At 50.8% G+C, this 24383-nt stretch carries 12 protein-coding genes; 4 read left to right on the top strand and 8 right to left on the bottom strand.

Features of this window, described 5'->3' with window-relative positions; genetic code table 11:
* The first annotated feature begins 409 nt into the window (after window positions 1-409).
* Window positions 410-1699, top strand: coding sequence for a dockerin type I repeat-containing protein (locus KKH67_06595; GenBank protein ID MBU1318852.1), 1290 nt, complete (start codon window positions 410-412; stop codon window positions 1697-1699).
* A 163-nt stretch (window positions 1700-1862) separates the two neighbouring features.
* Here the strand turns inward: KKH67_06595 and KKH67_06590 are convergent, their stop codons facing one another.
* Both KKH67_06590 and KKH67_06585 read right to left on the bottom strand, forming a co-directional pair.
* Window positions 1863-2792, bottom strand: a complete 930-nt coding sequence (locus KKH67_06590) for a M23 family metallopeptidase (GenBank protein ID MBU1318851.1) — start codon at window positions 2790-2792, stop codon at window positions 1863-1865.
* Window positions 2793-2969: 177 nt separating this feature from the next.
* Window positions 2970-3110 carry a hypothetical protein gene (locus KKH67_06585; GenBank protein MBU1318850.1) on the bottom strand — a complete coding sequence of 47 codons (141 nt, stop codon included), beginning with the start codon at window positions 3108-3110 and terminating at the stop codon, window positions 2970-2972.
* Between the two features lie 645 nt (window positions 3111-3755).
* Here KKH67_06585 and KKH67_06580 point away from each other — a divergent pair.
* The 3 genes from KKH67_06580 to KKH67_06570 all read left to right on the top strand — a co-directional run bounded on the left by KKH67_06580 (window position 3756) and on the right by KKH67_06570 (window position 6624).
* Window positions 3756-4340, top strand: coding sequence for a sigma-70 family RNA polymerase sigma factor (locus KKH67_06580; protein ID MBU1318849.1), 585 nt, complete (start codon window positions 3756-3758; stop codon window positions 4338-4340).
* A gap of 125 nt (window positions 4341-4465) precedes the next feature.
* Window positions 4466-5761, top strand: coding sequence for a polymer-forming cytoskeletal protein (locus KKH67_06575; protein ID MBU1318848.1), 1296 nt, complete (start codon window positions 4466-4468; stop codon window positions 5759-5761).
* Between the two features lie 2 nt (window positions 5762-5763).
* Complete coding sequence (locus KKH67_06570) at window positions 5764-6624, top strand: hypothetical protein (protein MBU1318847.1); 861 nt, start codon at window positions 5764-5766, stop codon at window positions 6622-6624.
* A 103-nt stretch (window positions 6625-6727) separates the two neighbouring features.
* Here the strand turns inward: KKH67_06570 and KKH67_06565 are convergent, their stop codons facing one another.
* From KKH67_06565 to KKH67_06540, 6 genes are all read right to left on the bottom strand, one after another.
* Window positions 6728-7582 carry a sigma-70 family RNA polymerase sigma factor gene (locus tag KKH67_06565; GenBank protein ID MBU1318846.1) on the bottom strand — a complete coding sequence of 285 codons (855 nt, stop codon included), beginning with the start codon at window positions 7580-7582 and terminating at the stop codon, window positions 6728-6730.
* A gap of 56 nt (window positions 7583-7638) precedes the next feature.
* Window positions 7639-9189: a Do family serine endopeptidase gene (locus KKH67_06560; GenBank protein MBU1318845.1), complete on the bottom strand. Its 1551-nt coding sequence runs from the start codon at window positions 9187-9189 to the stop codon at window positions 7639-7641.
* 202 nt (window positions 9190-9391) lie between these two features.
* Window positions 9392-11566 carry a beta-galactosidase gene (locus KKH67_06555; GenBank protein MBU1318844.1) on the bottom strand — a complete coding sequence of 725 codons (2175 nt, stop codon included), beginning with the start codon at window positions 11564-11566 and terminating at the stop codon, window positions 9392-9394.
* A 373-nt stretch (window positions 11567-11939) separates the two neighbouring features.
* Complete coding sequence (locus KKH67_06550) at window positions 11940-12896, bottom strand: T9SS type A sorting domain-containing protein (GenBank protein MBU1318843.1); 957 nt, start codon at window positions 12894-12896, stop codon at window positions 11940-11942.
* Window positions 12897-13383: 487 nt separating this feature from the next.
* Window positions 13384-22047 (bottom strand): IPT/TIG domain-containing protein, encoded by an 8664-nt coding sequence (locus KKH67_06545; GenBank protein MBU1318842.1) that lies wholly within the window; start codon window positions 22045-22047, stop codon window positions 13384-13386.
* A 52-nt stretch (window positions 22048-22099) separates the two neighbouring features.
* Window positions 22100-24383: tandem-95 repeat protein (locus KKH67_06540; GenBank protein MBU1318841.1), on the bottom strand; the 2284-nt coding region annotated here is incomplete at its 5' end.

Below are 24383 nucleotides of genomic sequence, written 5' to 3'. Positions count from 1 at the left end.
TCTTATACACCTGACTTTCTTGCTGCCCGCAAGTGAGTCCATTCGCGGGCAAAACAGCCTTCACTTTCTAGAACTGCATCATTCGCGCAGAGTTCCTATAGAGGATTCGATCACCCATGTAGGTAATTATACGTCACTTGCTCTCGGTGACGCCAAGTCCGATCTGACTCCGCGAGGAACGTGAGAGAATAACAGTCACTATTCTTGACAGCAGGGAATGAAGAATCTATATTGCGTTCAGATCAAGTCGCTGAGCATTCATCAGGTATGAATGACGAATCTTGGCATCTCGCATTGGAAGCAAATGCTGTGGCAATAAACCTCCTCACCGACGTTGATATCCAATCAGTGTAGCACAGTACGATCGGATTGTTCCGGTACGGGCGATATCGTATTGAAGGAGGATCAAGTGGTACATAAGGGCACCAGCATCTGTATAGCCGCAGCCCTGACGATGCTCTGGGGCCTCCTGGCTGATGAGGGCTTGTCGAAGTCGAAAGCGCTCAGTCTGCAGAAGCTCGCAGATTCATCGGAAGTGATCAAAGGAGGCTATGTAAAAGAGTATTCGAGCAGCTTCAGTGTTCCAGAGTACGAACTCCTGGGAACATTCTGCTGGTCCATAGCGGTCTGGAACCATACGCGGACAGGGACAGGATATCTGTCAGAGGAAGGGAACTTATACTGGTATGACATAGGCGAGTCTATGTTGTTTGACCAGAGTTTGGTGATCAGCTATGCTAATGATCCCAGCACAACATGGTTCTCGATGTATGATGGTTCAGACAGCGAAGTCAGCCTGATCCCGATGAGTGTGTTGGCAGTTACTCATACACCAACTTACACACAGGCCAGCTGTCAATGGGCTACACCTGACACAGTTGTTGTCGGTGGTATCGAGTATTACATTCCCATGCATCCCGACACGTGCGTTATGGTCCAGCGAATCGAGGTCTGCAACAATGCTGACACGACTGTGAGGATACATCTGGGAGAAGGTATCGACTGGGATATCCCGGATGGCGCTGGCGGAGTGAATAACAGATCCGGTGCAGACCCATGGAGAAACGAAGTCTATCAGTTCGGTCCGATCGGATCACCGACGGAGAATTACAGTTGTGGTGCAGGATTCGGTCCCTGGGAGATCAAGGCAGCAGCCGATGTCGATTATATCGCAGGTGCAGCCGTTCTTGAAAACGACAACTGGGTTGATCCAAACAACGGGTATACGCCTGCCGAGATAGGCACCTTCATGGCTACGCACGCGGGATTCGTAGCAGGTGACCCAGACTCAATAGAAAACCTGAGTTCATTCTATATCATCGCTCAGGATGTTGAACTTGAACCGGGAGAATGCACGGTGACCTGTATGGTGCTCGCGTCCCGCCTTGACGGACTGTATGAACTGCAGGAGCTTATCGACAAGGGAGGACACTGGACATTTGCCAACGGCATCGAATGTGGTGCAAGTGGGCAGTGGTGCGTTCCGGGTGACGCTGACGGTAGCGGATTTGTCGATATCGACGACGTGGTCTATCTAATCGCGTATATTTTCTCAGGCGGATGGCCACCAGTCCCGATTACCTGTTGCGCCGATGCAGATGCCAGCAATACGGTTGACATCGACGACGTCGTATATCTAATAGCATACATATTTTCGAGTGGATTTGAACCGGTCATTAACTGCGATCCACCGTGGTAAAATGCACCTGGCGAGAATTGTGAGCCATTCGGACATTGAGTAAATCAAAACCACGCCACGCACAACGCGAGGCGTGGTTATAATATGCGAGTGCCCAAGATAGTATCACCCAATCCGCAAGGAATTAACCCGCTCCACGCAATCAAATATATGTAGGGAGAATCTAGTAAACCGAAGAATGCTCGTTCACCATCTCGGGTGACAGAACAAATTTCTGAGGATTGACCGACTGGCCGTTGAGTTGTACTTCGTAGTGCAGGTGAGTGCCGGTGGAATAACCGGTGCTTCCCATCTCGGCGATCTTGTCGCCACGGTTGACTTTCGTGCCCTTCTTGACAGTGTATTTATTGAGATGGCCATATTTCGTCTTGATGCCGTTGCCGTGATCAATCACGACTGTCTTCCCGAGCCGTCCATTGTTGCCGACTGACGAGACAACACCGCTGGCGGTAGCATACACCGGAGTCCCCGTGCGATTGGCGATGTCGAGACCTGCGTGCAGACTCTTGAAACCGGAAATGGGATGCTTCTTGATTCCGTACCCGCGCGTGAGATAACCGGCACATGGCATGATCGACGGCATGTGATCCAGGTCATCCTTCTTATCCAGAAGTTTCTCATAAATTGCTTTGAACTGCTGCGTCTCAAAAGTCGAGAGCCGTACCAGCTCATCGATTTCTGATTCGGTCTGGTACGCCAGCATTTCCGCGTCGCTCTTATCTGTGTAATCGAACAGTTCCGGACCACCGATACCGAGCTGTCTTTCCTGCGGGTCGATATCTGGCAAATCGAATATCGCGCGGATAGCCTTTTCTTTATCGACAATGTTCTCATAGCTATCCTGCAGATCGATGATCGTGCTGCTCATGCCATCTATTTTATTGCACAAGAGTACTTTTTCTGACTGAAGATGTGCCAGCTTGCTCTTGTCAAATTGTTCGAAGAAATAATCGTACGAGAAGAAGAAAGTGAACGCGGCGAATATTATCGAGAATGCTGCGAGTGATGTCAGGATAACTGAATCGACCGAGAAACGGTAAGACTTGCCCTTCCCATTGGGGATGACAAGTATGGTGTATTTCCTACGTTGCATTCGCGCGTCCTCTACCACGGCCAAAATTTCCGTGCATGTTATCAGTGTTGAACTGTTTTGTCAAGAAATATTTCGACTACCTTCATCCCTGAGGGCATTTTAGCAAGCCCCGTCGCTTCCCAAAGGACTTCCTAACGCCGAAACAAGCTGCCGACTTGCCGCCAAAACGGCCTTTTGTTACTTAATCAGTGTAAACTCTTTTTTCAGGATCTTGTTCACCACTTTGACAAACTTCTCAGATTCGAGACCCTGAAGACTGTACAAATGCCAAAATGTCTTCTTTGGCAGCTTGAATGTGTCTTTTCTTCCCTTGCCCATTTTACTTCACCCTTCCAGCCGTTCTGTCAGGGCAAAGTCCCTAACAGATTTATCGGTTTTGCATTTCGATAATTGACCTCTCACAGGTATTGAGCAAGAGGATTGCCGCAAAGCTGCTCAAAATCCGATCAATCGCGCAGTACAGTAACATATTGCAAGACAATATGTTATACCCACATGCGCACAAGACGATCCGAATGGTTGCCGAAAGACTTGGTCTTCGAAGTGGTTTCTATCCATAAATAATGGGATTTTATCAACATAGTGGCGTATTCCCGGCCTTCTCCTGGCATCGAGTGCATTGAGATCGAGACGTCATTCGACGCTCGCGCCCATCAAATTGTCTCAGCCCGTCGCGCCTCACCGGACCGGACGGCCTCACTACTCGCTAAGAGTCTGGAACATCGACCATAACTATCGTCATGGCAAGCCTTGCTCGATCAGACACTGAAAATGTGAGCCTCAAACCGATCCAAATGCGATGCAGCGAGCTAATCACATTCAAGACCATCAGTTGAGGATTGAAACAGAGCGGTCAGATCGAGGCTAACAGGTGAGAAACAGATTTTGTTTGTATTTTGTGGTGATGCAATCTATTTTACAGCTTGAATTTGTGAAACATAGTGCTACGGGAATCGTAAGTTCATGGCAGAGGGACCAGAAAAGCAGGTTCAAGACGATCTTCTGATTGCCAGGGCTCTTGAGGGCGATCAGAAAGCCTATGAGTCCCTTTTGGTCAGACACAGAAAGGCGATATTCCATGTAGTCACGAAGATCGTCAGGAATCAGGATGAAGCGCAGGATCTTGTGCAGGAGACCTTCATGAAGGCCTTCAATGCACTTGCTTCATATCGCTCCGAATACCGATTCTCGACGTGGCTGTACAAAATCGCCGCCAACTGTGCAATAGACTTCGTGCGGAAGAAACGGATTGAGGCGTTGTCGCTTGACAGGCCAATCCAAACCAAGGATGGTCAGGTAGAATTCGAGTTGCCCGACCGGACATGGGACCCGGAGCGAAACCTGGTTCGAAAGCAGAAGCTCCAGTCCATTGACGAGGCTATTGATTCACTGCCGGACAAGTATCGGGAGGTTATCATCTACAGGCACAGGGACGACAAGTCGTATGAAGAGATCGCCGATATACTTGGTACACCTGTCGGGACAGTCAAGGCACGAATATTCAGAGCGCGAGAGCTGCTGAAGAAGAAGCTCAAGTCGATTCGGTAGGACAAAGCCATGTGCAAGAAAACATTAACATTGTCTAATCTTCCCTGGCAAGTCGTAGCCAATCTCCAATTTGTCAACTCAGACTTAAGTTCCAGCTCTGAACTGGACGAAAAGCAGAGGTAATCTTGACCCGTGCGCTCCTCATACTGCTGATTATGGCTGTTCTGGTCCCGGTCGGACTGCCGGCGCCACCTGAACCGCCGCCCGCTCCCGATGTCGAAGAAATCGATTCTATCCTTCAGGAACTTGATCAGTCGGAGTCTCTTGACAAGGCGAGAGATCAGTCTGAGAAGGCGCAGGAGCTAGAAGAACTCCAGCGACAGGAGGCCCTCGACGCTTTGGACGAATTGGATGCTCTCGACGAATCAGGTGCTCTTGACGAGTTGTATTTTGAGGGCAAGAAGTTCGTTGAAATCCGTATCGACGATGATGGCATCCGCGCAACCGACGTAGATGGCAACGAGTATGTTTTTCAACCGCCTCAAGACGAACTCGACTACGATCCACCATATGACGCACCACAACCCGGAAGTGGAAAGCCGCCTATCGTTGAATTCGGCGATGTCTACATAGCATACGATGATGAAGTGGACGGTGACGTTGTTTGTGTCGGCGGAAATGTAACAGTCGATGGCGTGATCGATGGTACGATATTCTCTACCGGGTCAGTCACTCTGGGACCAAACGCGATTGTGACAGGCGATGTTGTTGCAAAGAGGATTCAGAAAGACCCGGGTGCGGAAGTCCAGGGACGATTCAAGAAGTTCGACCCCAAATATTTCCCGTTCCCGTCCGGCGGTGACATAGGTCTGCCGGGACTTTTCACTTGGTTCATGGTGGCGCTCTATATTGTAGTCTTCTCATTCCTGGTCATGGTGATATTCCGCAGGCCTGTGGAGCGCATCAAGTATCAGATTGAAAGAGGTGCCGCAAAGAACCTGCTGGTGGGCTTTCTCCTGGTTCTCGGAATAGGTCCCTTCTTTGTGCTACTCTGCATCACTATTGTTGGCATTCCGGTAGCCGTGTTGATATATCCATTTGCGATAGTAGGCGCAACCATACTGGGGACGGTAGGGACTGCGCACTATATTGGCCAGCGACTCGGAAAAACCTCCGGCAGTCTCAGGTTCACATCCAGATTCATGACTATGATAATGGGAGTCATTGCTTTCATGTTGCTGTGGCTCATTTCCGGGTTCTTCCAGGTGACAGGGGCTGAAGTTGCCTCTGGTATTTTCTTTGGATTCGGCACAGCCGTAGTTGCAGCTGTGCTCTGTATCGGATATGGAGCAATCTGGTTCTCGCGATTTGGGACTCGCCCCAAAGACATAGGCAACTGCGCCGGAAGCAGCGATTCGACGCGTAACGGTGGCTTGGGCGGCGACGAGACAGTCTTGCCCGACGCTGTGCAGGAGAATTGATCATGACTGGAAACAGAACTGCTCTCACATTTTCGACGCTGATTGCTGCGTTCCTGTTCGCATCATCAGCCATAGGCGAAATGGTGACGGAGGAGAAAGAAGTTGTCCTCACTGATGAAGAGGCGCTCGATATTGAGATTGATTTCGGCTTGGGTGAGCTTTTCATCGACGCCTGTGATCCAGACAAGGCATTTCGCCTTGAAGGTGATTACGAGGACGAGCGATTCGAGTACGATTACGATTACCGCAAGAATAAACGCGAAGGGCGGCTGTATTTTGACATTTCTGCCGAGAGCGGCAACTGGCATGACCGGGATGTTGACAATGAATGGAGATTAGGATTAACCGACCGTATCCCCATTGAGTTTAAAGTCGATATTGGTGCCGCATCCTGTGAAATGCGACTCGGAGGACTGTCAGTGAGACGCCTCTGGCTCGATATCGGGGCTGCGGACTGCAACATCAGCTTCGAAGAGCTGAATGGTTGCGAACTGGACAGAATTGTGGTGGATGCCGGAGCGAGTTCGGTCACGCTCGAAGAACTCGGAAATGCGCGTTTCGGAATGCTCAAGTTCAAAGGTGGCGTCGGATCCTCTGACATCGATTTCTCCGGCAAGTTCGATTTCGATGCAGAAGCGGACATTTCTGTCGGATTGGGATCGGTAAATATAATCGTACCGGAGCACATTGGCGTGAGAATCTATGCCGAGGACACATTTCTCTCCTCGATTGATATCCCGAAGAGGCATTTCGAGGAGATTGAGCGCGACTTCTATGAGTCAAGGAACTGGGATGATGCAGAAGGGCATCTTGAGATTACTCTACAGGTTGGAATGGGCTCGGCAAACATCGACGTGAGGTGATCAGCAAAGTTTTCGAATTTGAATCTATCCGAAGCTTGCGGAAACTAAGAGAGGGAAGGCGTTCTGCCTTCCCTCTTCTTCTAATTAGGTACCTTAATCTTGTTTAGCTGAGGTATGCTCTCAGAGATCTCGACCTGGAGGCGTGCCTAAGCCTGCGAATTGCCTTTTCCTTGATCTGCCGGACTCTTTCACGAGTCAACGCGAAACGGGCTCCAATCTCTTCCAGAGTCAGAGCTTTTTCATGGCTCAACCCGAAATAAAGATTGATAACCTCTGCCTCGCGCGGCGTGAGTGTTTCCAGCGCTTTCTCGATTTCGAGCTTCAGAGAATGCTGGAGCAGAGCTTCGTCTGGGGCAGGCTGAAATTCATCCTCCAGAACATCGATGAGACTGTTATCCTCAGAAGAAGAGAAAGGAGCGTCGAGCGATAAATGCGTGTTCGATATCTTGAGCGTATCGGAAACTTCCGCCGTAGTCAGCTCTAACTCTTCCGCTATTTCGTCCGGCGAGGGCTCTCTGCCATATGTCTGTTCGAGCGAGCTCGAAATCTTACCGATTTTGTGCAGAGTTCCCACGCGATTAAGAGGAAGCCGTACTATTCTTGACTGCTCAGCAAGAGCCTGCAAGATAGCCTGTCTGATCCACCACACCGCATAGGAGATGAACTTGAATCCACGGGTCTCGTCAAATCTCTTTGCCGCTTTGATAAGGCCAATATTGCCTTCATTAATTAAATCGGCCAGTGACAAACCCTGATTCTGATACTGTTTGGCTACTGAGACAACAAAACGCAAGTTCGCCTTGGTAAGTTGCTCAAGTGCTGCCTGATCTCCATCGTGGATCCTGCAAGCCAGTTCTACCTCTTCCTCTGGTTTCAAAAGAGGAGTCTCACCGATTTCGCGAAGATAAAGGTCAAGTGACCTATCTTCGTCGCGATATTTTCTCGATTGCCTTGGCAACTATTAAGCCTTCCTCCCGATTAAAGGTTTCCCTTGGTATACGTAAGCGTAGCCTCTTATTGCGGTTTTATGGCAACATAGCCTATCCGGCCAGTCACATCAAAAACATGAAATGCTATAGCCCTATCTCTATTTCCAATGTCTTTTGCGACTTTCTCAAAGTCGTCCTTCCCTTTTACTGGTACGTAGTCGATCTCAACGATGATTGTCCCGGGAACAACTCCTTTGACATCGGCAGGCGACCTGCCGTCCACCGAAACGACTATTGCACCCTCATGATAATCCACACCCATGCTGTATGCAAGCTCTTGACTGCAATCGGCGACTGTCATCCCAAGCCAGTTCGATGAAACGTTCTCAGATTCCGCCGGCTTATTGCCCGTACTCGGTGTTGCGGGAGTGTAGTCAGCAAGAGCAGCTTCTCGATCGGCGAGGACAACCGTCACCTGCTGCTGCTTGCCCCGTCTTATGATCCCAAGCTTAACTTCTTCTCCATTCTTGGCGGCGGCGACTCTCAAGCGAAAATCCTGTTCACCATTGATCTCCTGCCCATTGAATGTCGATATGACATCGTCATTTCTCAGGCCACCAACCGCAGCAGGAGAACCGGGAGTCACTTCGTCAATATAAACTCCCATGAGCCGATCGAGACCGACCATCTCCGCCTCATCGGTCGTGAGATTTCTCGGCAGCACCCCAAGATACCCTCGAGCAACCTTGCCTTCGGTTATTATCTCCGAGACAATCTGCTTAGCCAGGTCGGAAGGAATTGCAAATCCGATACCTACAGAACCACCGCTCGGCGAAGCTATCGCGGAATTGACGCCGACCACTTTGCCTTCCAGATTGATCAGCGGCCCGCCGGAGTTACCCGGGTTGATGGATGCGTCGGTCTGTATATAGTCCTGATAAATTGGCGTCTCCGATCCAAAGGAGAGCTGCGATCTGCCCTTGCCCGAAACCACTCCGACGGTAACCGTTCGATCGAGTCCGAGAGATGGGAAAGGATTCCCGATAGCAAGGACCCAGTCACCCACCCTCATATCAGATGAATTTCCGAATTCTACCGTCTGAAGCCTTCTATTGGTTTCGATCTTCAAAACTGCGAGGTCAGTCGGCTGGTCTGCGCCGACAACTGTCGCCTTGTGTGTGCTCTTGTCCGATAGAGTGACAGTGATATCTTCCCCGCCGTCGACAACATGATTGTTGGTGACAATGTACCCATCGTCGCGAACAACGAATCCGGACCCGAATGAAGGGATTACCTGCTCTCTGTCCGGCATCTTGAAGAAACGGCGCCAAAAATCGTCATACATTTCGTGATAACGAGACTGCACTCGCCGGTTGGAGGAGATATTCACGACAGCGTCATAAGACTTCTCGACCACCGCAACGAATGGGCTCTCCCCACTCTGAGTAATCGGCGTGGGAGGGAGCGAAACCGCCTGTGTATAAGTCACCTGAGGCGCAGGAAGAGAATGATCTACATCGCGCCGCACGCTCACGACATTGGAAACCCCAAAGCCTATGGCAGCGAAGATTATTGCTGTTAATGCCAGTGAAACAAAAAAAAGCCCCCACCGGGTGACACTTTTATTCTCGCGCAAGTGAACCACCTCCATCCTCGACAGACAAGTAATATACGAACTAATCGCAAATTGTCAAGCCAAATTGCGCAACTTCCAAAGATATATACGGTCCATTCTTCGAGTATGTTCCCGTACACGTCGATTATTCCGGAAAAGCGGGTCTACATATTCCAGTTCTCCGGATGAATTGGGAACGGAATTGTCTGGGAAACTGCTCCGATTACCGACTTGTCAGCAAATAGGCACGACCGTCCAGTTCGGACATGGTAAAATAGAGGCCGCTGGAGAGATCGGCAGCGGTTGTGCTTATTACTTCCTCGGTTGCAAAAAGATCGGTCATCTTGATCCTGGCCCCCTTGAAGCCTAGAGCCTTGAGATCTAACCTGACTGCTGTACGAGTAAGTCCACCAGCTGCCTCTTTGAACTGTAACGGAGGAGTGGAGTTCATCAGGAATAAAACGAGCTTCTTATCACCTTTATGGACCAATGCCCTGATCCTCGGGTTCGACGTCTCGACATATCTCTTGATTTTGCAGCTTCTTAGAATCTGTTCCAGGAAGGTCATCTTGTGGTGATTGGTCTCAGTGGAGGGATCGAAAGAAATCAGCACCACGGTCCCCTTGTACTTCGAATACGACAGAGCAACCACCTTCTGCGCCACCTTAGCCAGAACTTTCTTACGCTTCTCGGTGGTCTTCAGGAATCCGAAAACCATCGATGAGAATTCCTGACCGTCGGCAGTGACTCTCCCCAGCTTAAACTCTTTAGTAGTCTTGCATCTGAGAGCCTTCACCAACACAGTGCAAGGCTGCATTGCAGTATCGTACTGAGGCAGCGTACCAATCAGGATAATATTGTGACCACTCTTCGCAAGATCAATGATGTGGTTCTGCTCCTTTTCATCCATAACATCCGAAACAGGGATGACCAGCGTACCAAACTTGTCCAGACTTGCAGGATTGCTCAGCGACGGCACACCGAAATCGAATTTCAGCATATCCAGATCACGGCCGAACTTCGGCATCGTATAAGAATGGAGATACTGCGACAGCGACTTGTGCTCGTTCTCAAACTTTAGGAGCGACTCCCACGCGTACGGTTTATATGTGACAACACCAATGTCCGCGATCGGATTGCATGCAGATATCTCGTGCATCTGGGCGTTTATATTAAAGGTCTTCACCAGTTCGTACGAATCCTGAATTGTCCCATCTGATGCCAGCGCCGAACCGTACCAGTGATCACGCCCGGCAAACATGTGATAACTGACCCCCTTGGCACCGCCGGCAAATCCCACAGTCATCATGTAACGTGTGGCATCAGCTCCTATAGGATAGTATTCCCTGCTTCTTTCCGGTTTGTAGCTCCAATTGCCGACCGGTAGTTCGCAGACATACGGAAATTCCGATACAGTTCTCAGATGCCTCACACGGCTAAGGTTCTCGCCCGTAGTGTGATCCCACGATAGGGAGACACTGTCCAGACAGCCTTCACCCGGCAACCGCGGACTGTCCAAAGGAGACTGGAAATCGTTTGTGAAGGAGAGTGTTCTGATGAACATCGGCTCGCAGGAAAAAGTCTTGTACATCTCTCTGAGCTCGATCAAGTGGTTCTCCATCAAGCTCTCTTTGAACTTGAACCAGTCGAAGACCTTCGCCATCTGCTTGGGAGGAACATTCGTGAACTCCAGAGGCGGCTCGACATCCTGAAACTCTTTGTATTTCGATGAATATACTTTGTTGAGACCCTTGATCTCTTCGTACTGATCCTGCAGCCATATCGGGAAAAGCTCCTTGACAACAAATTCATTATAATCAGCGAGGTGTGGATCGAAATGCCCGCCGAAATAATTGCCCGAGTCGAGCTCCATCAGAAAGAGAGGACCACGCGGATATACGTAATTCTTTATGATTTCCGTCAGTCCGTTGAAATAATGTCGCACGAAATTCATGTACCGAGGAGTACCGATCGAAGGGTAGTAACTTGCCGGAACGTCAGCCCTGTTCACAGAACGGAGCAGTTCGCCTGTAGCCGTGCGCGCGAATATCTCCGGATATTTCTCCAGAAACTTCGGCAAGCCATTCAAGTTGTACTCGGAAAACACCCATGGTCCCGGCCTGAGGATAAGCTTAAAGCCGAATTCTCGGACAAGTTCAACGAAAACGATCAGATCTTTGGTGGGATCTGAGAATCCAGAGAAATCGAAATTCCGGGTGTCATCCTCGTGAAGATTCCAAGGGACGATGCTAGAAATTATCTTGAAACCAGCCTTCTTGATCCGCTCAAAGCAGATAGACCAGTACTTCTTCTGGATACGGAAGTAATGGAGCTCGGCCGCATACGGCGCGTACTCCTCTTTTCCGATTATGAATCTTCTATCGTTATACGTGATCATACAGTCTATTCAACGGTCATACTAAAGAAATGAAAAGTAGTCAATGAAGATGCAAAAGTCAATAGAATTTGCGTTTTTTCACGTAAACAAAGGCTTATAATTGCATAAGTCCTTGAAAGGCATTGCAATACAGTCACAGCTTTTGTCGGATGTGAGGCAAACCTCGCTGCCACATTGAACTGCCATTATGGCAGCATTCCGACATGCCTCCTGCTGCTGGTGCACGGGGACCTACGCCAGCCACCCTCGATGATAGCCGTGTGGTTGTCGTACGTCTCATTCGTGGTTGGCGTACGTCTCATGCGCCGACCTATGATAAAAAAAGCCGCCAGGATCGAAATCCTGACGGCTCATATCAATCTGTGAGAGAAATCTACTTGACCAGAAGCATCTTCTTGGTTTCAGTGAAATCGTTGGCATCCATCTTATAGAAATAGAGGCCGCTCGAGACCTGTTCGCCCTGACTGTCGACACCATCCCAGATGACCTCCTGCCATCCGATATCCATGTCGGAATCGACCAGAGTCCTGACTCTCTGCCCCATAATATTATAGATGGTCAGATTAACATGACTCTTCTGAGCGTTATAGAACTTCAGAGTTGTCGATGGGTTGAACGGATTTGGATAGTTCTGAGCCAGCTCGTACGACTTTGGAAGCACAGGGTCACCGACTTCTATGTCTTCACCAGCATCCAACACACTGTTATTCACATTGATAGTCGCCTTGACGAAGTGAGGAGGGAATCCAGTGCTACCGGTTACCGAGTACTTGAACGCGCCAGCAGGCGGGTAAAACGCGGAATCTACTTCAATGGTGAAAGCATTGGGAAGCGTGCCCCAATTCTTCACCTTCAGCACCAAATCGCCCAGCTTTGTGGAAGTACTGGGCGTCCACAGTGCACTTGCCGGTACAATGTTAACGAGCCCGATCAACATGCCGACAAACCCTTTGGTTGTGTCAATGTCAGTAGTCTTGTAGTCATAGACATTCTTTAACAGTGATCTGCGAAACGTAAATATCTGGGAACTAATGCCGCCACCTTTGATGAGAGTGTCGGCGGCCATCGCTGTATCAACGCGTGAACTCCAGTAACTGTCGCCGCTGGTCGTGATTCTCAGCGGGAAGGAGAACCCGCTGACCGTTTCATCGGCCCAGACCCAGACTTCAATTGTGAAGAGCGAATCTGCCTCGCTTGTAATCACCCAGTCAGCTGGCGCAACCAGCCGCAAGGTGTCTGTAATACCACTGTCCTGAGCCGACGCAGAGCCAATACATGCGATCAAGACAATTGCGCATGATAAATTCAATAACCAGTGCATCTTCTTCATGCAATTCCTCCTAAAGCTATTACTGAAAAAACAACTGTTTTCTATTCAGTGACGGTGCTGAAAATTCTGTATAAATTACCTCAGCCACACCTCCCTTCCTAAATAAGAGCGGCTCCAAGGTACTCAGTAACATAGCAAAGCAGCAACAATGCTGCATTTGGAATGCCATGCTTCCAATACCAATGTAATGCAGCACCACTGTTTATGTCAATATAAATTTCGAGAAAGTTATGGAAATTGGACTTCTTGGAAGAAACAGGGATACTGAACGACAAGGTATCCCCTTGAGTCGGGTTTTCGGAGTAATCGTGGTTGGCGTACGTCTCGTGCGCCAACTGAACGACCATGCTGGTGCACGAGGAGGAACACTAGCCAAAGAGAAACGGGCGGGAAGGGATTCCCGCCCGCGCATCTAATCCGCTCGAGACAACCAAAAAAAGCGGCCTCTGACAGAGGCCGCTTTGATATAGGCGATTTCAAATCGATACTATGGACAATCGCAGTTTGGAGGAGCACCGCCGGTGAATATGTACGAGACCAGGTGAGTCACATCATCGATGTCTACAACCACGAGTGGGCAGTCAGTCCTGTGAACATCTGCCGCTATCAGAGGCTCCGGATAGGGACCGCCGGTGAAAATCCACGCTATCAGGTAAACCACATCATCAATGTCTATATCACCACTGCCATCCACATCACCGCACACAAACTCCTGCACGAAGAATTCGACTGTGACCGAATCGTCATAAGTCCCATCACTGCTGATGAATGTGACGAAGTAGGTGAAATTCGCCTGCGTAGCATCAGGATCGAAATAGAAGCTGCCTGCGCCGTTTGTTGAATCAACGAATGACGAATGCAGAGGCATGTTGATTGCCGACAGCGTGATGGCATCACCTTCGGGATCGATCGAATATATCCTCTGGTTAAATGCGCTGCCGAGATTCACAGTCGCCATCGGTGCGAATGGCACATAGAGTATCGGCGGCTGCGGGCCAGCCTCAAGGACCTGGAACAGCACGGTTTGAGTATCGATCTTGAATTCGAAATCTCGAACCTGGAAGACAACCAGATAGTCGCCTGCCTGATCGAACCAAGGATAGAAATGGAAGTCTGCTGAGTTCTGATCAATCACGTTAATGCCGGCATTTTCGAGCACCGGATTCATAAGTAGAGTAAGAGGCAAAGTTGGAGGCGAATCAGCATCGGTGTATGTGATTACAAGATTTACGCTGTCTCCCTCTGTTACCACAATTGGCGTAGGTATGGGATCAAGAACAGGGTTCTGTTTCAGGTCATGCACCGTTACTTCGAAATCTTTCTGAATGTAGAGAGTAGTATCCTCGGCATCCTTGGCAAACACCCTGAACACGTATGGGGTCGTCGAGGACTGGAAATAGTTCGGAGAGAAAGTGACCGAACCGAAATTGTTGCCTTCGTCAGTGACAACCACGTTGGCAGGCAGCGGAAGCAGTGTGTCGGCATCATAATCAACTCTGCTCAGACGAAGTATCGGCGATACCGAATCCGGGTCAATCATTTCGACGTCGTAAACGCCGGTCTCCCCTTCGTTCAAATCGTCATGATACGGAAAAGGCCAAATGTCACCATCCTTTTCAAACCTGATGACGAACGGCGGCCTGTTATCGTTCGCAATGACAATAGTCATGTCAACACTATCCACTTCAAGCGGATCGACTCCATCAACGGCATAGAACCTGATATCGTAGACCCCGGAATCGGAATAGCTTGTCTCCCAAGAGAATGAGGCCGTAAAGTCGAGATTGTCGGTAAACGTTGCAGTGCTGGGTATCGGTGACCCCGAAATCAGAGGTGGCACTGAATCAGCATCCGTCGTGAACAGCTCAAACTCAAGTACGTCGCGCTCTTTCAGGAAGATCGTATCCTCGAACGGTTGCGGCAATCCATCGACTTGCAGCTCCATGAACAGCGGTGACTGATTACCGGCATCAAGTACCGTGACAGTCACCACACCGGTGTCAGCAAGCCCCGACTCGTCGAAAGCTATGAATGAGAAATCGTAGATTCCCGCCTGGACAAAGACAGGTGCAAATCTGAACCCGCCATTTCCGTTTCCGGAATCGACGAATGTTGCGTACGGCGCAGTGACTATCGTATCCATCCGCAGTCCGGGAGTAGTCGAATCTGGATCGATCGCTGTGATCAGGAATTCCAGAATCTCTCCCTCTGTGAAAGTCGTATCACTCGACACCGTGATGATCGGCGCCTGTGGATTGTCATATATCTGGATGAGGACCGTCTCATAATCGGTTTTCATGCCGTCACTTGCCGTGAATTTTACGCTCTTGAGTCCGCTCTGAACGAAGTCAGGCATGAAGGTGAACGTTCCGACGCCATTGCCTGAATCGACAAAGGTGGCGTTTCTCGGCAGCGTGCCGGTATAGAGAAGAATGAACGGACCATCCGGATCTGTCGCATATACATTGAATTGGAGCGTATCGCCCTCAGTGACGACTTTGGGTCCGATTGGGGCCAGCACCGGTGGCTGGTTGCTGAGAACCGTCGTGATCTCTACCGAAATGATTCCCGAGAGTGCCGGATCTTCGTCATCGAAGCAGACGAATCTTGCGGTATCAACTCCGACCTGAGATACTACCGGTATGTACTTGAGACCGCCAATGCCATTTCCTGAATCGACGAATGTGGAATTCAGCGGTTTCTTGATGGCGCTGAGGAACATCGGTCCGCCATCGGCGTCAGTCGAATCTGTCGCGACCAGCCTCAGCATAAGTGAATCTCCGAGCAGCACAGACTGCGGTGGAATCGGTCTGAAGGTTGGCGGTCTGTTGACGTCAGTAGTAGTGATAATGACTTTGCGCGTCCCTGCCGCGGGTGGATTGCCGTCGTCGATGGCAAGGAACTTGACCGTATCGATGCCGGCCTGATAATAGCTTGGCTGGTAGGTGAACAAACCGTGACCGTTGCCGGAATCTGCGAGTACTGCGTTCTCGAATGGATCGGCGATATACAGCGATATGCCATGGCCTTCAGGATCTGTGGCCGTGATCACAAATTCCAACAAACCACCTTCAGCCACTGTCTTTGGAGTGATTGCAGTGATTACCGGCGGCATATTGGACAGATTGACGTTGATGGTTACTACCTCCGTATCGGCAAAGACCCCATCAGATGCAACAAACGTAACAAGGTGATTGCCCACCTGCGAAGAATCGGGAGTGAAGTTGAACGCTCCGGTACCGTTGAGCAAATCTGTAAACGAAGCGTTAAGCGGCACATTTGCTGCAGTCAGAGTCGGGTATGTGCTGTCGGGGTCAGACGATGTCACCACGAAGTTCAGATTGTAGCCCGGGTTGATCACACGCGGCCCAATCGGATCGAGCGTAGGTGGCTGATTGACATCGTTCACCGTTACGACGACCGAATCAATATCTGTGAGCGCACCATCACTCGCTTCGAAGAGGACGGTGTACTCGCCCACTTGTGCGAAACTCGGATTGAAGTCGAACGTGCCGGTGCCATCACCGTTGTCGACAAACGTCGCATTCGTCGGCAGATTCTGTGCTGTCAGCGCCGGTATGGTCGAATCCGGATCTGTCGCCGAGACAGCAAAGTTGAGGTTAGCACCTTCGTCTACGAACTGCGAGTCCACTACCACGACATCCGGTGCCTGGTTACCGGCATCGACGACCGTGATCTGCACATCTTCAGAATCTGCAAGGGCACCGTCAGAAGCGATGACTCTAACCGAATAGACGCCTGCCTGGAGATAACTTGGATTGAAATCAAATGTGCCGGTACCATCCCCATTGTCGACGAATGCCGCATTCGTCGGGACATTCTCCGCCGTCAATGCCGGAATTGTAGCATCCGGATCGGATGCGGATACGCCCACATTCAGGTTAGCGCCTTCATCGACCACTTGCGGCCCGATGGCTGCCAGCACCGGAGCCTGATTGCCGGCGTCATTAACGGTAATCGCGACAATTTCAGTGTCTGCCAGTGCGCCGTCAGATGCTATGAATCTCACACTGAATAACCCGGCCTGTGCGAAATCGGGATTGAAGTCGAATGTGCCGGTGCCGTCGCCATTGTCGATGAACGTCGCATTAATCGGAATGTCTTCAGCAGTCAACGCCGGAACCGTACCGTCAACATCGGTGGCAGAGACTCCGAAGTTCAGATTCGTGCCTTCATCAACAAGTTGAGGACCGATAGCCGCAAGTACGGGTGCCTGATTACCTGCATCATTGACCGTAATCGCTACGATTTCAGTATCGGCAAGTGCACCGTCAGAGGCGATGAATCTCACATTGTATGGTCCGGCCTGCGTGAAATCAGGGTTGAAGTCAAAAGTGCCGGTACCGTCGCCATTGTCGATGAACGTCGCATTTGTCGGAATGTCTTCAGCGGTCAGCGCTGGTATGGTGGCATCGGGATCGGATGCTGATACAACGAAGTTCAGATTCGCGCCTTCATCAACAAGCTGAGAACCTATTGTGGCAAGCACAGGTGCCTGGTTGCCAGCTTCGTTGACAGTGATCGAGACTATTTCCGTGTCTGCCAGCGCGCCATCAGATGCAATGAACCTGACGTTATAAGTCCCATTCTGCAAGAAGTCCGGATTGAAGTCAAATATGCCGGTGCCGTCGCCGTTATCTGTGAATATCGCATTGGTCGGAACATCCTCTGCGGTCAGAGCCGGCGTTGTGCCATCAGGATCGGACGCCGACACGCCGAAATTCAGGTTCGCACCTTCATCAACTGCCTGTGCGCCAATAGCCGCCAGGACAGGGGATTGATTACCTGCATCGTTTACGGTGATCGCAACGATTTCGGTATCGGCCAAGGCACCGTCAGATGCTATGAACCTGACATTATACGGGCCTGCCTGCGTGAAGTCAGGATTGAAGTCGAATGTGCCTGTGCCGTTGCCATTGTCTGTGAACGTCGCGTTCACAGGAACATCCTCGGCTGTCAGACTCGGTATCGTCGCATCCGCATCAGATGCAGACACGCCGAAGTTAAGGTTCGCACCTTCATCAACTACCTGCGCGCCAATAGCCGCGAGTACCGGTGACTGATTGCCGGCCTCATTGACCGTGATCGCAACAACCTCTGTGTCTGCAAGTGCACCATCAGAAGCTATGAATCTCACATTGTATGGCCCGGCCTGCGTAAAACCAGGATTGAAATCGAACGTGCCGGTACCATCTCCGTTATCCGTGAACGTCGCATTGGTGGGAACATCTTCAGCCGTCAGGGATGGAATCGAGCCATCGGGATCAGATGCCGTCACGCCGAAGTTCAGGTTCGCACCCTCGTCGACCAATTGAGAGCCGATAGCTGCGAGAATTGGTGCCTGATTGCCGGCATCGTAAACAGTGATCGAAACTATTTCCGTGTCGGCGAGTGCGCCATCAGATGCGATAAATCTGACGCTGTATGGACCCGCCTGAGTGAAGTCGGGATTGAAGTCGAATGTGCCGGTGCCGTCGCCGTTGTCTAAGAATGTCGCATTGGTCGGAACATCCTCGGCAGTCAGAGTGGGAATGGTTGCATCAGGATCAGTAGCTGAGATGCCGATATTCAGATTAGCGCCTTCATCGACAACCTGTGAACCAATCGCGGCAAGAACCGGGGCCTGATTGCCTGCATCGTTGACCGTAACTGCGACCACTTCAGTATCGGCCAGTGCGCCGTCTGAAGCTATGAATCTCACGTTGTATATGCCTGCCTGTATGAAGTCAGGATTGAAATCAAACAGACCTGTGCCGTTGCCGTTGTCAGTGAATGTCGCATTCAATGGCACGTCCTCTGCCGTGAGTACGGGAATGGTGCCATCCGGATCGGATGCCGATATGCCGACATTCAGATTCGCACCTTCATCAACATTCTGCGCGCCGATAGCTGCAAGCACCGGCGCCTGATTGCCAGCCTCATCGACCGTGATCGCAACGACCTCTGTGTCAGCCAGTGCGCCGTCAGATGCTATAAATCTGACACTGTACGGTCCTGCCTGAGTGAAATCAGGATTGAAATCGAATGTACCAGTGCCGTCGCCGTTATCGGTGAAAGTCGCATTCGCAGGAACATCCTCAGCAGTCAGTGCTGGAATCGTGCCATCGGGATCAGAAGCTGATATGCCAACATTCAGATTCGCACCCTCGTCGACCAGTTGAGATCCGATAGCTGCAAGAACCGGGGCCTGATTACCGGCATCATTAACAGTGATCGAGACTATTTCCGTGTCTGCGAGGACACCGTCAGAAGCTATGAATCGGACACTGTACGGGCCCGCCTGTGTGAAATCCGGATTGAAATCGAATGTCCCAGTGCCGTCACCATTGTCTGTGAACGTAGCGTTGGCAGGAACATCTTCTGCGGTCAACGCCGGAACTGTCGCATCCGGATCGGATGCGGATACGCCGAAGGTCAAATTCGCGCCTTCATTAACAATCTGTGAGCCTATAGCTGCAAGAACAGGTGCCTGGTTGCCGGCATCGTACACAGTTATTGCGACTATTTCGGTGTCGGCGAGCGCGCCATCTGACGCGATGAATCTGATGTTATATGGACCCGCCTGTGTGAAATCGGGATTGAAGTCAAATATCCCGGTACCGTCGCCGTTATCGGTGAATGTAGCATTTGTCGGGACATTTTCTGCAGTCAGCGCCGGAGTAGATCCGTCGGGATCGGATGCAGATACGCCGAAGTTCAGATTTGCGCCTTCGTCCACTATCTGCGAACCGATAGACACCAGAATAGGTGACTGATTACCCGCTTCATTCACGGTAATCGCGACAACCTCTGTGTCTGCATGTATACCATCTGACGCAATGAACGTCACGCTGTGTGGACCAGCTTGTATGAAGCTGGGGTTGAAATCGAATGTGCCGGTACCATTGCCGTTGTCCGTGAACGTAGCATTAACAGGTACATCTAAAGCAGTCAGTGCCGGTGTTGTGCCATCCGGATCGGTTGCCGATATACCGACATTCAGATTGGCGCCTTCGTCAACCACCTGCGATCCGATTGCAGCAAGAATAGGTGCCTGATTGCCCGCATCTGTTACTGTTATCTGGACTATTTCTGTATCAGCCAGCGCGACATCGGATGCGATGAAGATCACATTGTAGACGCCCGACTGAGTGAAGCCTGGATTGAAGTCGAATGATCCTGAGCCATCGCCATTGTCCGTGAACGTTCCGTTTGTCGGAATATTCTTGGCTGTTAGCGTCGGGATGGTCCCATCGGGATCGGACGCAGACACGGCGAAATTCAGATTCGCGCCTTCATCAACAATCTGTGCACCAATGGCCGCAAGAACAGGCCTTTGGTTACCCGCGTCGTTGACCGTAATTGCGACGATTTCAGTATCGGCAAGTGCACCGTCGGAGGCGATGAATCTGACGCTGTACGGCCCCGCCTGTGTGTAGTCCGGGGTGAAGTCGAACGTACCGGTGCCATCACCATTGTCGGTGAACGTTGCGTTTGCCGGAATATCTTCAGCGGTCAGTGCCGGTGTTGTGGCGTCAGGATCAGAGGCAGACACGCCAAAATTCAGGTTTACATTTTCATCTACCACCTGCGAGCCGATAGCAGCAAGCACCGGGGCCTGATTGCCCGCGTCGTTGACGGTGATCGCAACGATTTCTGTGTCTGCGAGGACACCGTCAGAAGCTATGAATCGGATACTGTACGTGCCCGCCTGTGTGAAATCCGGATTGAAATCGAATGTCCCTGTGCCGTCGCCGTTATCTGTAAATGTCGCATTTATCGGCACATTTTCAGCCGTAAGTGATGGTGTCGTACCGTCAGGATCGGATGCAGAGACGCCGACGTTCAGATTCGCGCCTTCGGTGACTATCTGAGATCCGATTGCCGCAAGAACGGGAGCGCGCTCGACGACCTCCACTCTAACAGTGTCAGGATCGGAGTAATCGATTGCGTCGTCAACCAGCAGCTCGAAGAAATAATCGCCGTTCGTGGCTACTGTAAATGAGGGATCGACCACATTACTGTCAGAAAGCACCACGGCCTCCGGGCCGGAGATTTGCTTCCAGTGATAGCCGAGAATGTCGAGATCGATGTCACTCGAGGCTGAGCCATCCAGCGTTATCAGAGTAGTCTTGAATTGTCCCAGTTGATCTGGACCAGCGTCAGCGATCGGTGCGGAGTTTCCGTAGTAGGTGAATGCTGACGGAAGCGTTCCGGACAGAGTCGAGGCTGTATTTGTGACAGTCACATCAACTACGCTAGTTCCGGCAGGAGTGTTCGCGGTGACATGGTACGGTGACACAACCGTGATTGAAGTAGCTGAGACTCCACCGAATGTTACACCGACTCCTGCGGGATCGAATTCGCTGCCGTAGATACTTACGAACGTTCCACCAATAGTGACTCCAGTCGCTGGATCAAGAGATGTCACAGCCGGAGCAGCCGGAGCAGCAGAATTTCCCGTCACTTGTGCAGAGTGAGGAGAATAGTTGCCTGACACATCTTCGGCAATCAAAACATAGACATACGATGAGACACCATCTGTGGTGTTGTCGACGAAGTATGTCTCACTGACACCCGGGTCTGATAGACTGCCGGCAGTATTATCGAGTCTGAAAAGCGATCCATTAGAGGACGCGTTTCTGCGATAAACATGGTAGGTCAATCCGGCCGAACCGGTCCAGGAGACGAGCATAGAGCTCGTCGAGAGCGCCGTGGCAGCTAATCCGGTCGGGGCTGACGGGAGGCTTGCGGCCTCAAGCACGATGTCTTCCTGCTGGAAGCTGTTGATAGGGATCAGCTTTGCCAGATGGTATGCCTCGCCATTTGTACTATTGTGAAAATAGTAGTCGTACGGGTTCCCCGCGGCCTCGGTCTGGTAGTTCTGGAAATCATCGAACCAGTTACCAGTATCATAACCGGCACCATCGGACGTTTCAATTCGAATCTCCTCGTCCGTATCGTCGAGAAAACCTACAAAAGAAATGTCTCCGTTCGCGGGCGTGCTCACATCAGAATTCTGCACCGATCCGAAAATCGAGCCTTGCGCGAACGCTGCCGATGGCAGAGTTAGTATCGACAGAATCAGGACTGCCAGAAGAGCTTTCCGATGCTCTCCCAGTCCTTTGATAACTATGCTTTGTGACTTCACGTCATCCTCCATATATGTGTATCGACACGCTTTTCTCTACCTTAAATCAATGCTAAGGCGCTGGAAATACTCCCGGCGCAGCACCGTTAGCCTGATAGACTCTGCCCGCTCTCAGCCCGAAGTTTATGCCAAAACCTGCCGCAAACCTTGATCTGAACGATTGGGAGGTCGGGACAAACTCGTTGAGTGTATTCAACAGGCCGGGTACATTATCTATTACGTCCTGAGCGACGATAAATATATCTTCATATTCAAACGGTATCATAACCAGCGAGAAACTCGTTGTCGGCGTAGTCACAATCTGGTAGCTGAGACTGCCCGGATCCGGAACCTGACCCGCTATTGACCAGACAAAATTCTGTGCTGCATTCACCTGAAACACGCTGCCTGCCGAGACGGAGAAGTTGGTTCCAAATCCGGCAGCAAACCAGGCCTGATAACTCTGAGACGACGTAATATACTTGTTGACCGTCAGCACATTACTTGTTCCACCCATTGAAGCTACAAGCTGCTGAGCATTGGTGATTCCGGTCGCCACAAATGGCAGGGCACAAAGGTTGTAATTTGTCGTCGAAGTCGCGATGATTTGCATGTCCATACAACCGACTCTATTAGAGTTGCCCGATGAAAGCCCACCGATGTCGACAGACTTTATGAGATAGAAATAATCTGTCGTTGTGTCGCCTACCACATCAGCACCGCCTGTATCGTTGTCGAAGAACTCGGCAACTCCGGGGAGGATCCCGGCAATCGAATCCGCAGGTGTCGGATCGAAATATGCCTTGGTACCGCGATAGATGACGTAGCGGCTCACCGTAGTGAAGGCGCCTGCTGTGTCCGTGCTTACATCCGACCAACTCAGTCTTATCGAACTGCCAGAGACTTCCGCATCAAGGTCAGTGACCGAAGCAGGCGGTGTGCCCGTTCCCAATTCGGTGACTGTAATGCTCACATACTCGCTGTCCGACAGAATGCCATCAGTGGCGATAAAGAGCACCGTATACGGACCTGATTGATCGAATCCAGGAGTGAAGTCGAAAACACCCGTGCCATCACCGTTATCTGTGAATGTCGCATTTGTTGGGACATCTTCGGCCGTCAAAGCCGGTGTCGTAGCATCCGGATCAGATGCCGATACGCCCACGTTCAGGTTTGCACCTTCGTCAACACTCTGTGATCCAATACCTGCAAGCACCGGAGCGAGATTGATGTTGTTGACTGTGATGGCTACGATCTCAGTATCTGCAAGTGCGCCATCAGAGGCGATGAATCTGACATTGTATGGACCAGACTGAGTGAAGTCCGGATTGAAATCCAGTGTGCCGCTACCGTTGCCATGGACAGTGAAAGTGGCATTCGCGGGAACATTTTCTGCCGTCAGAATGGGAATCGTGCCGTCTGGGTCGACCGCCGAAACACTGAAGTTGAGATTCGATCCTTCGTCAACACTTTGTGGGCTTGTGGCGGCGAAAATCGGCGCCTGGTTCCCGGATTCGTATACGGTTATTACAACCGCCTCGGTATCGGCAAGCACCCCATCTGATGCTATGAACGTAACCAGATAGATCGCCGACTGAGTGAACACTGGATTGAAATCAAATGTCCCTGTACCATCGCCATTATCGGTGAAAGTCGCATTCTCAGGAACTGTTTCCGCACTTAGCTGCGGCGTTGTACCGTCTGGATCGCTGGATGTCAATGTGAAGTTTAGATTCGCTCCCTCTACAACGGCTCTGGGTCCGATTGGATCGATAATCGGCGGTAGATTAATGTGATTGACTGTGATAGCGACAATCTCTGTGTCGGCCAATACACCATCAGAGGCGATGAACCTGACATTGTATGGTCCAGACTGTGTGAAGTCGGGATTGAAGTCGAATGTCCCCGTGCCATCACCGTTATCTGTGAACATCGCATTGGTCGGAACATCTTCGGCCATCAGTGTTGGTGTCGTAGCATCAGGATCGGAGGCTGAAACTCCGAAATTGAGATTTGCGCCTTCGTCAACACTCTGTGATCCAATACCTGCAAGTACCGGAGCGAGATTGATGTTGTTGACTGTGATAGCTACAACTTCTGTGTCTGCGAGTGCGCCATCAGATGCGATGAACCTGACACTGTATGGACCTGACTGTGTGAAGTCGGGATTAAAGTCGAATGTTCCGGTGCCATTGGCATTATCTACAAACGTAGCGTTGAGAGGAACATCCTCGGCAGTCAGTGTCGGAATCGTACCATCAGCATCAGATGCCGATATACCGAAGTTCAGGTTAACGCCCTCGTCGACCACCTTCGAACCGATGGCAGTCATTATTGGAGCGAGATTCACGTTGTTG

Source organism: Candidatus Zixiibacteriota bacterium (genome assembly GCA_018820315.1).
Classification (GTDB): domain Bacteria; phylum Zixibacteria; class MSB-5A5; order JAABVY01; family JAHJOQ01; genus JAHJOQ01.
This window is presented reverse-complemented; position numbering and strand designations above follow the sequence as displayed.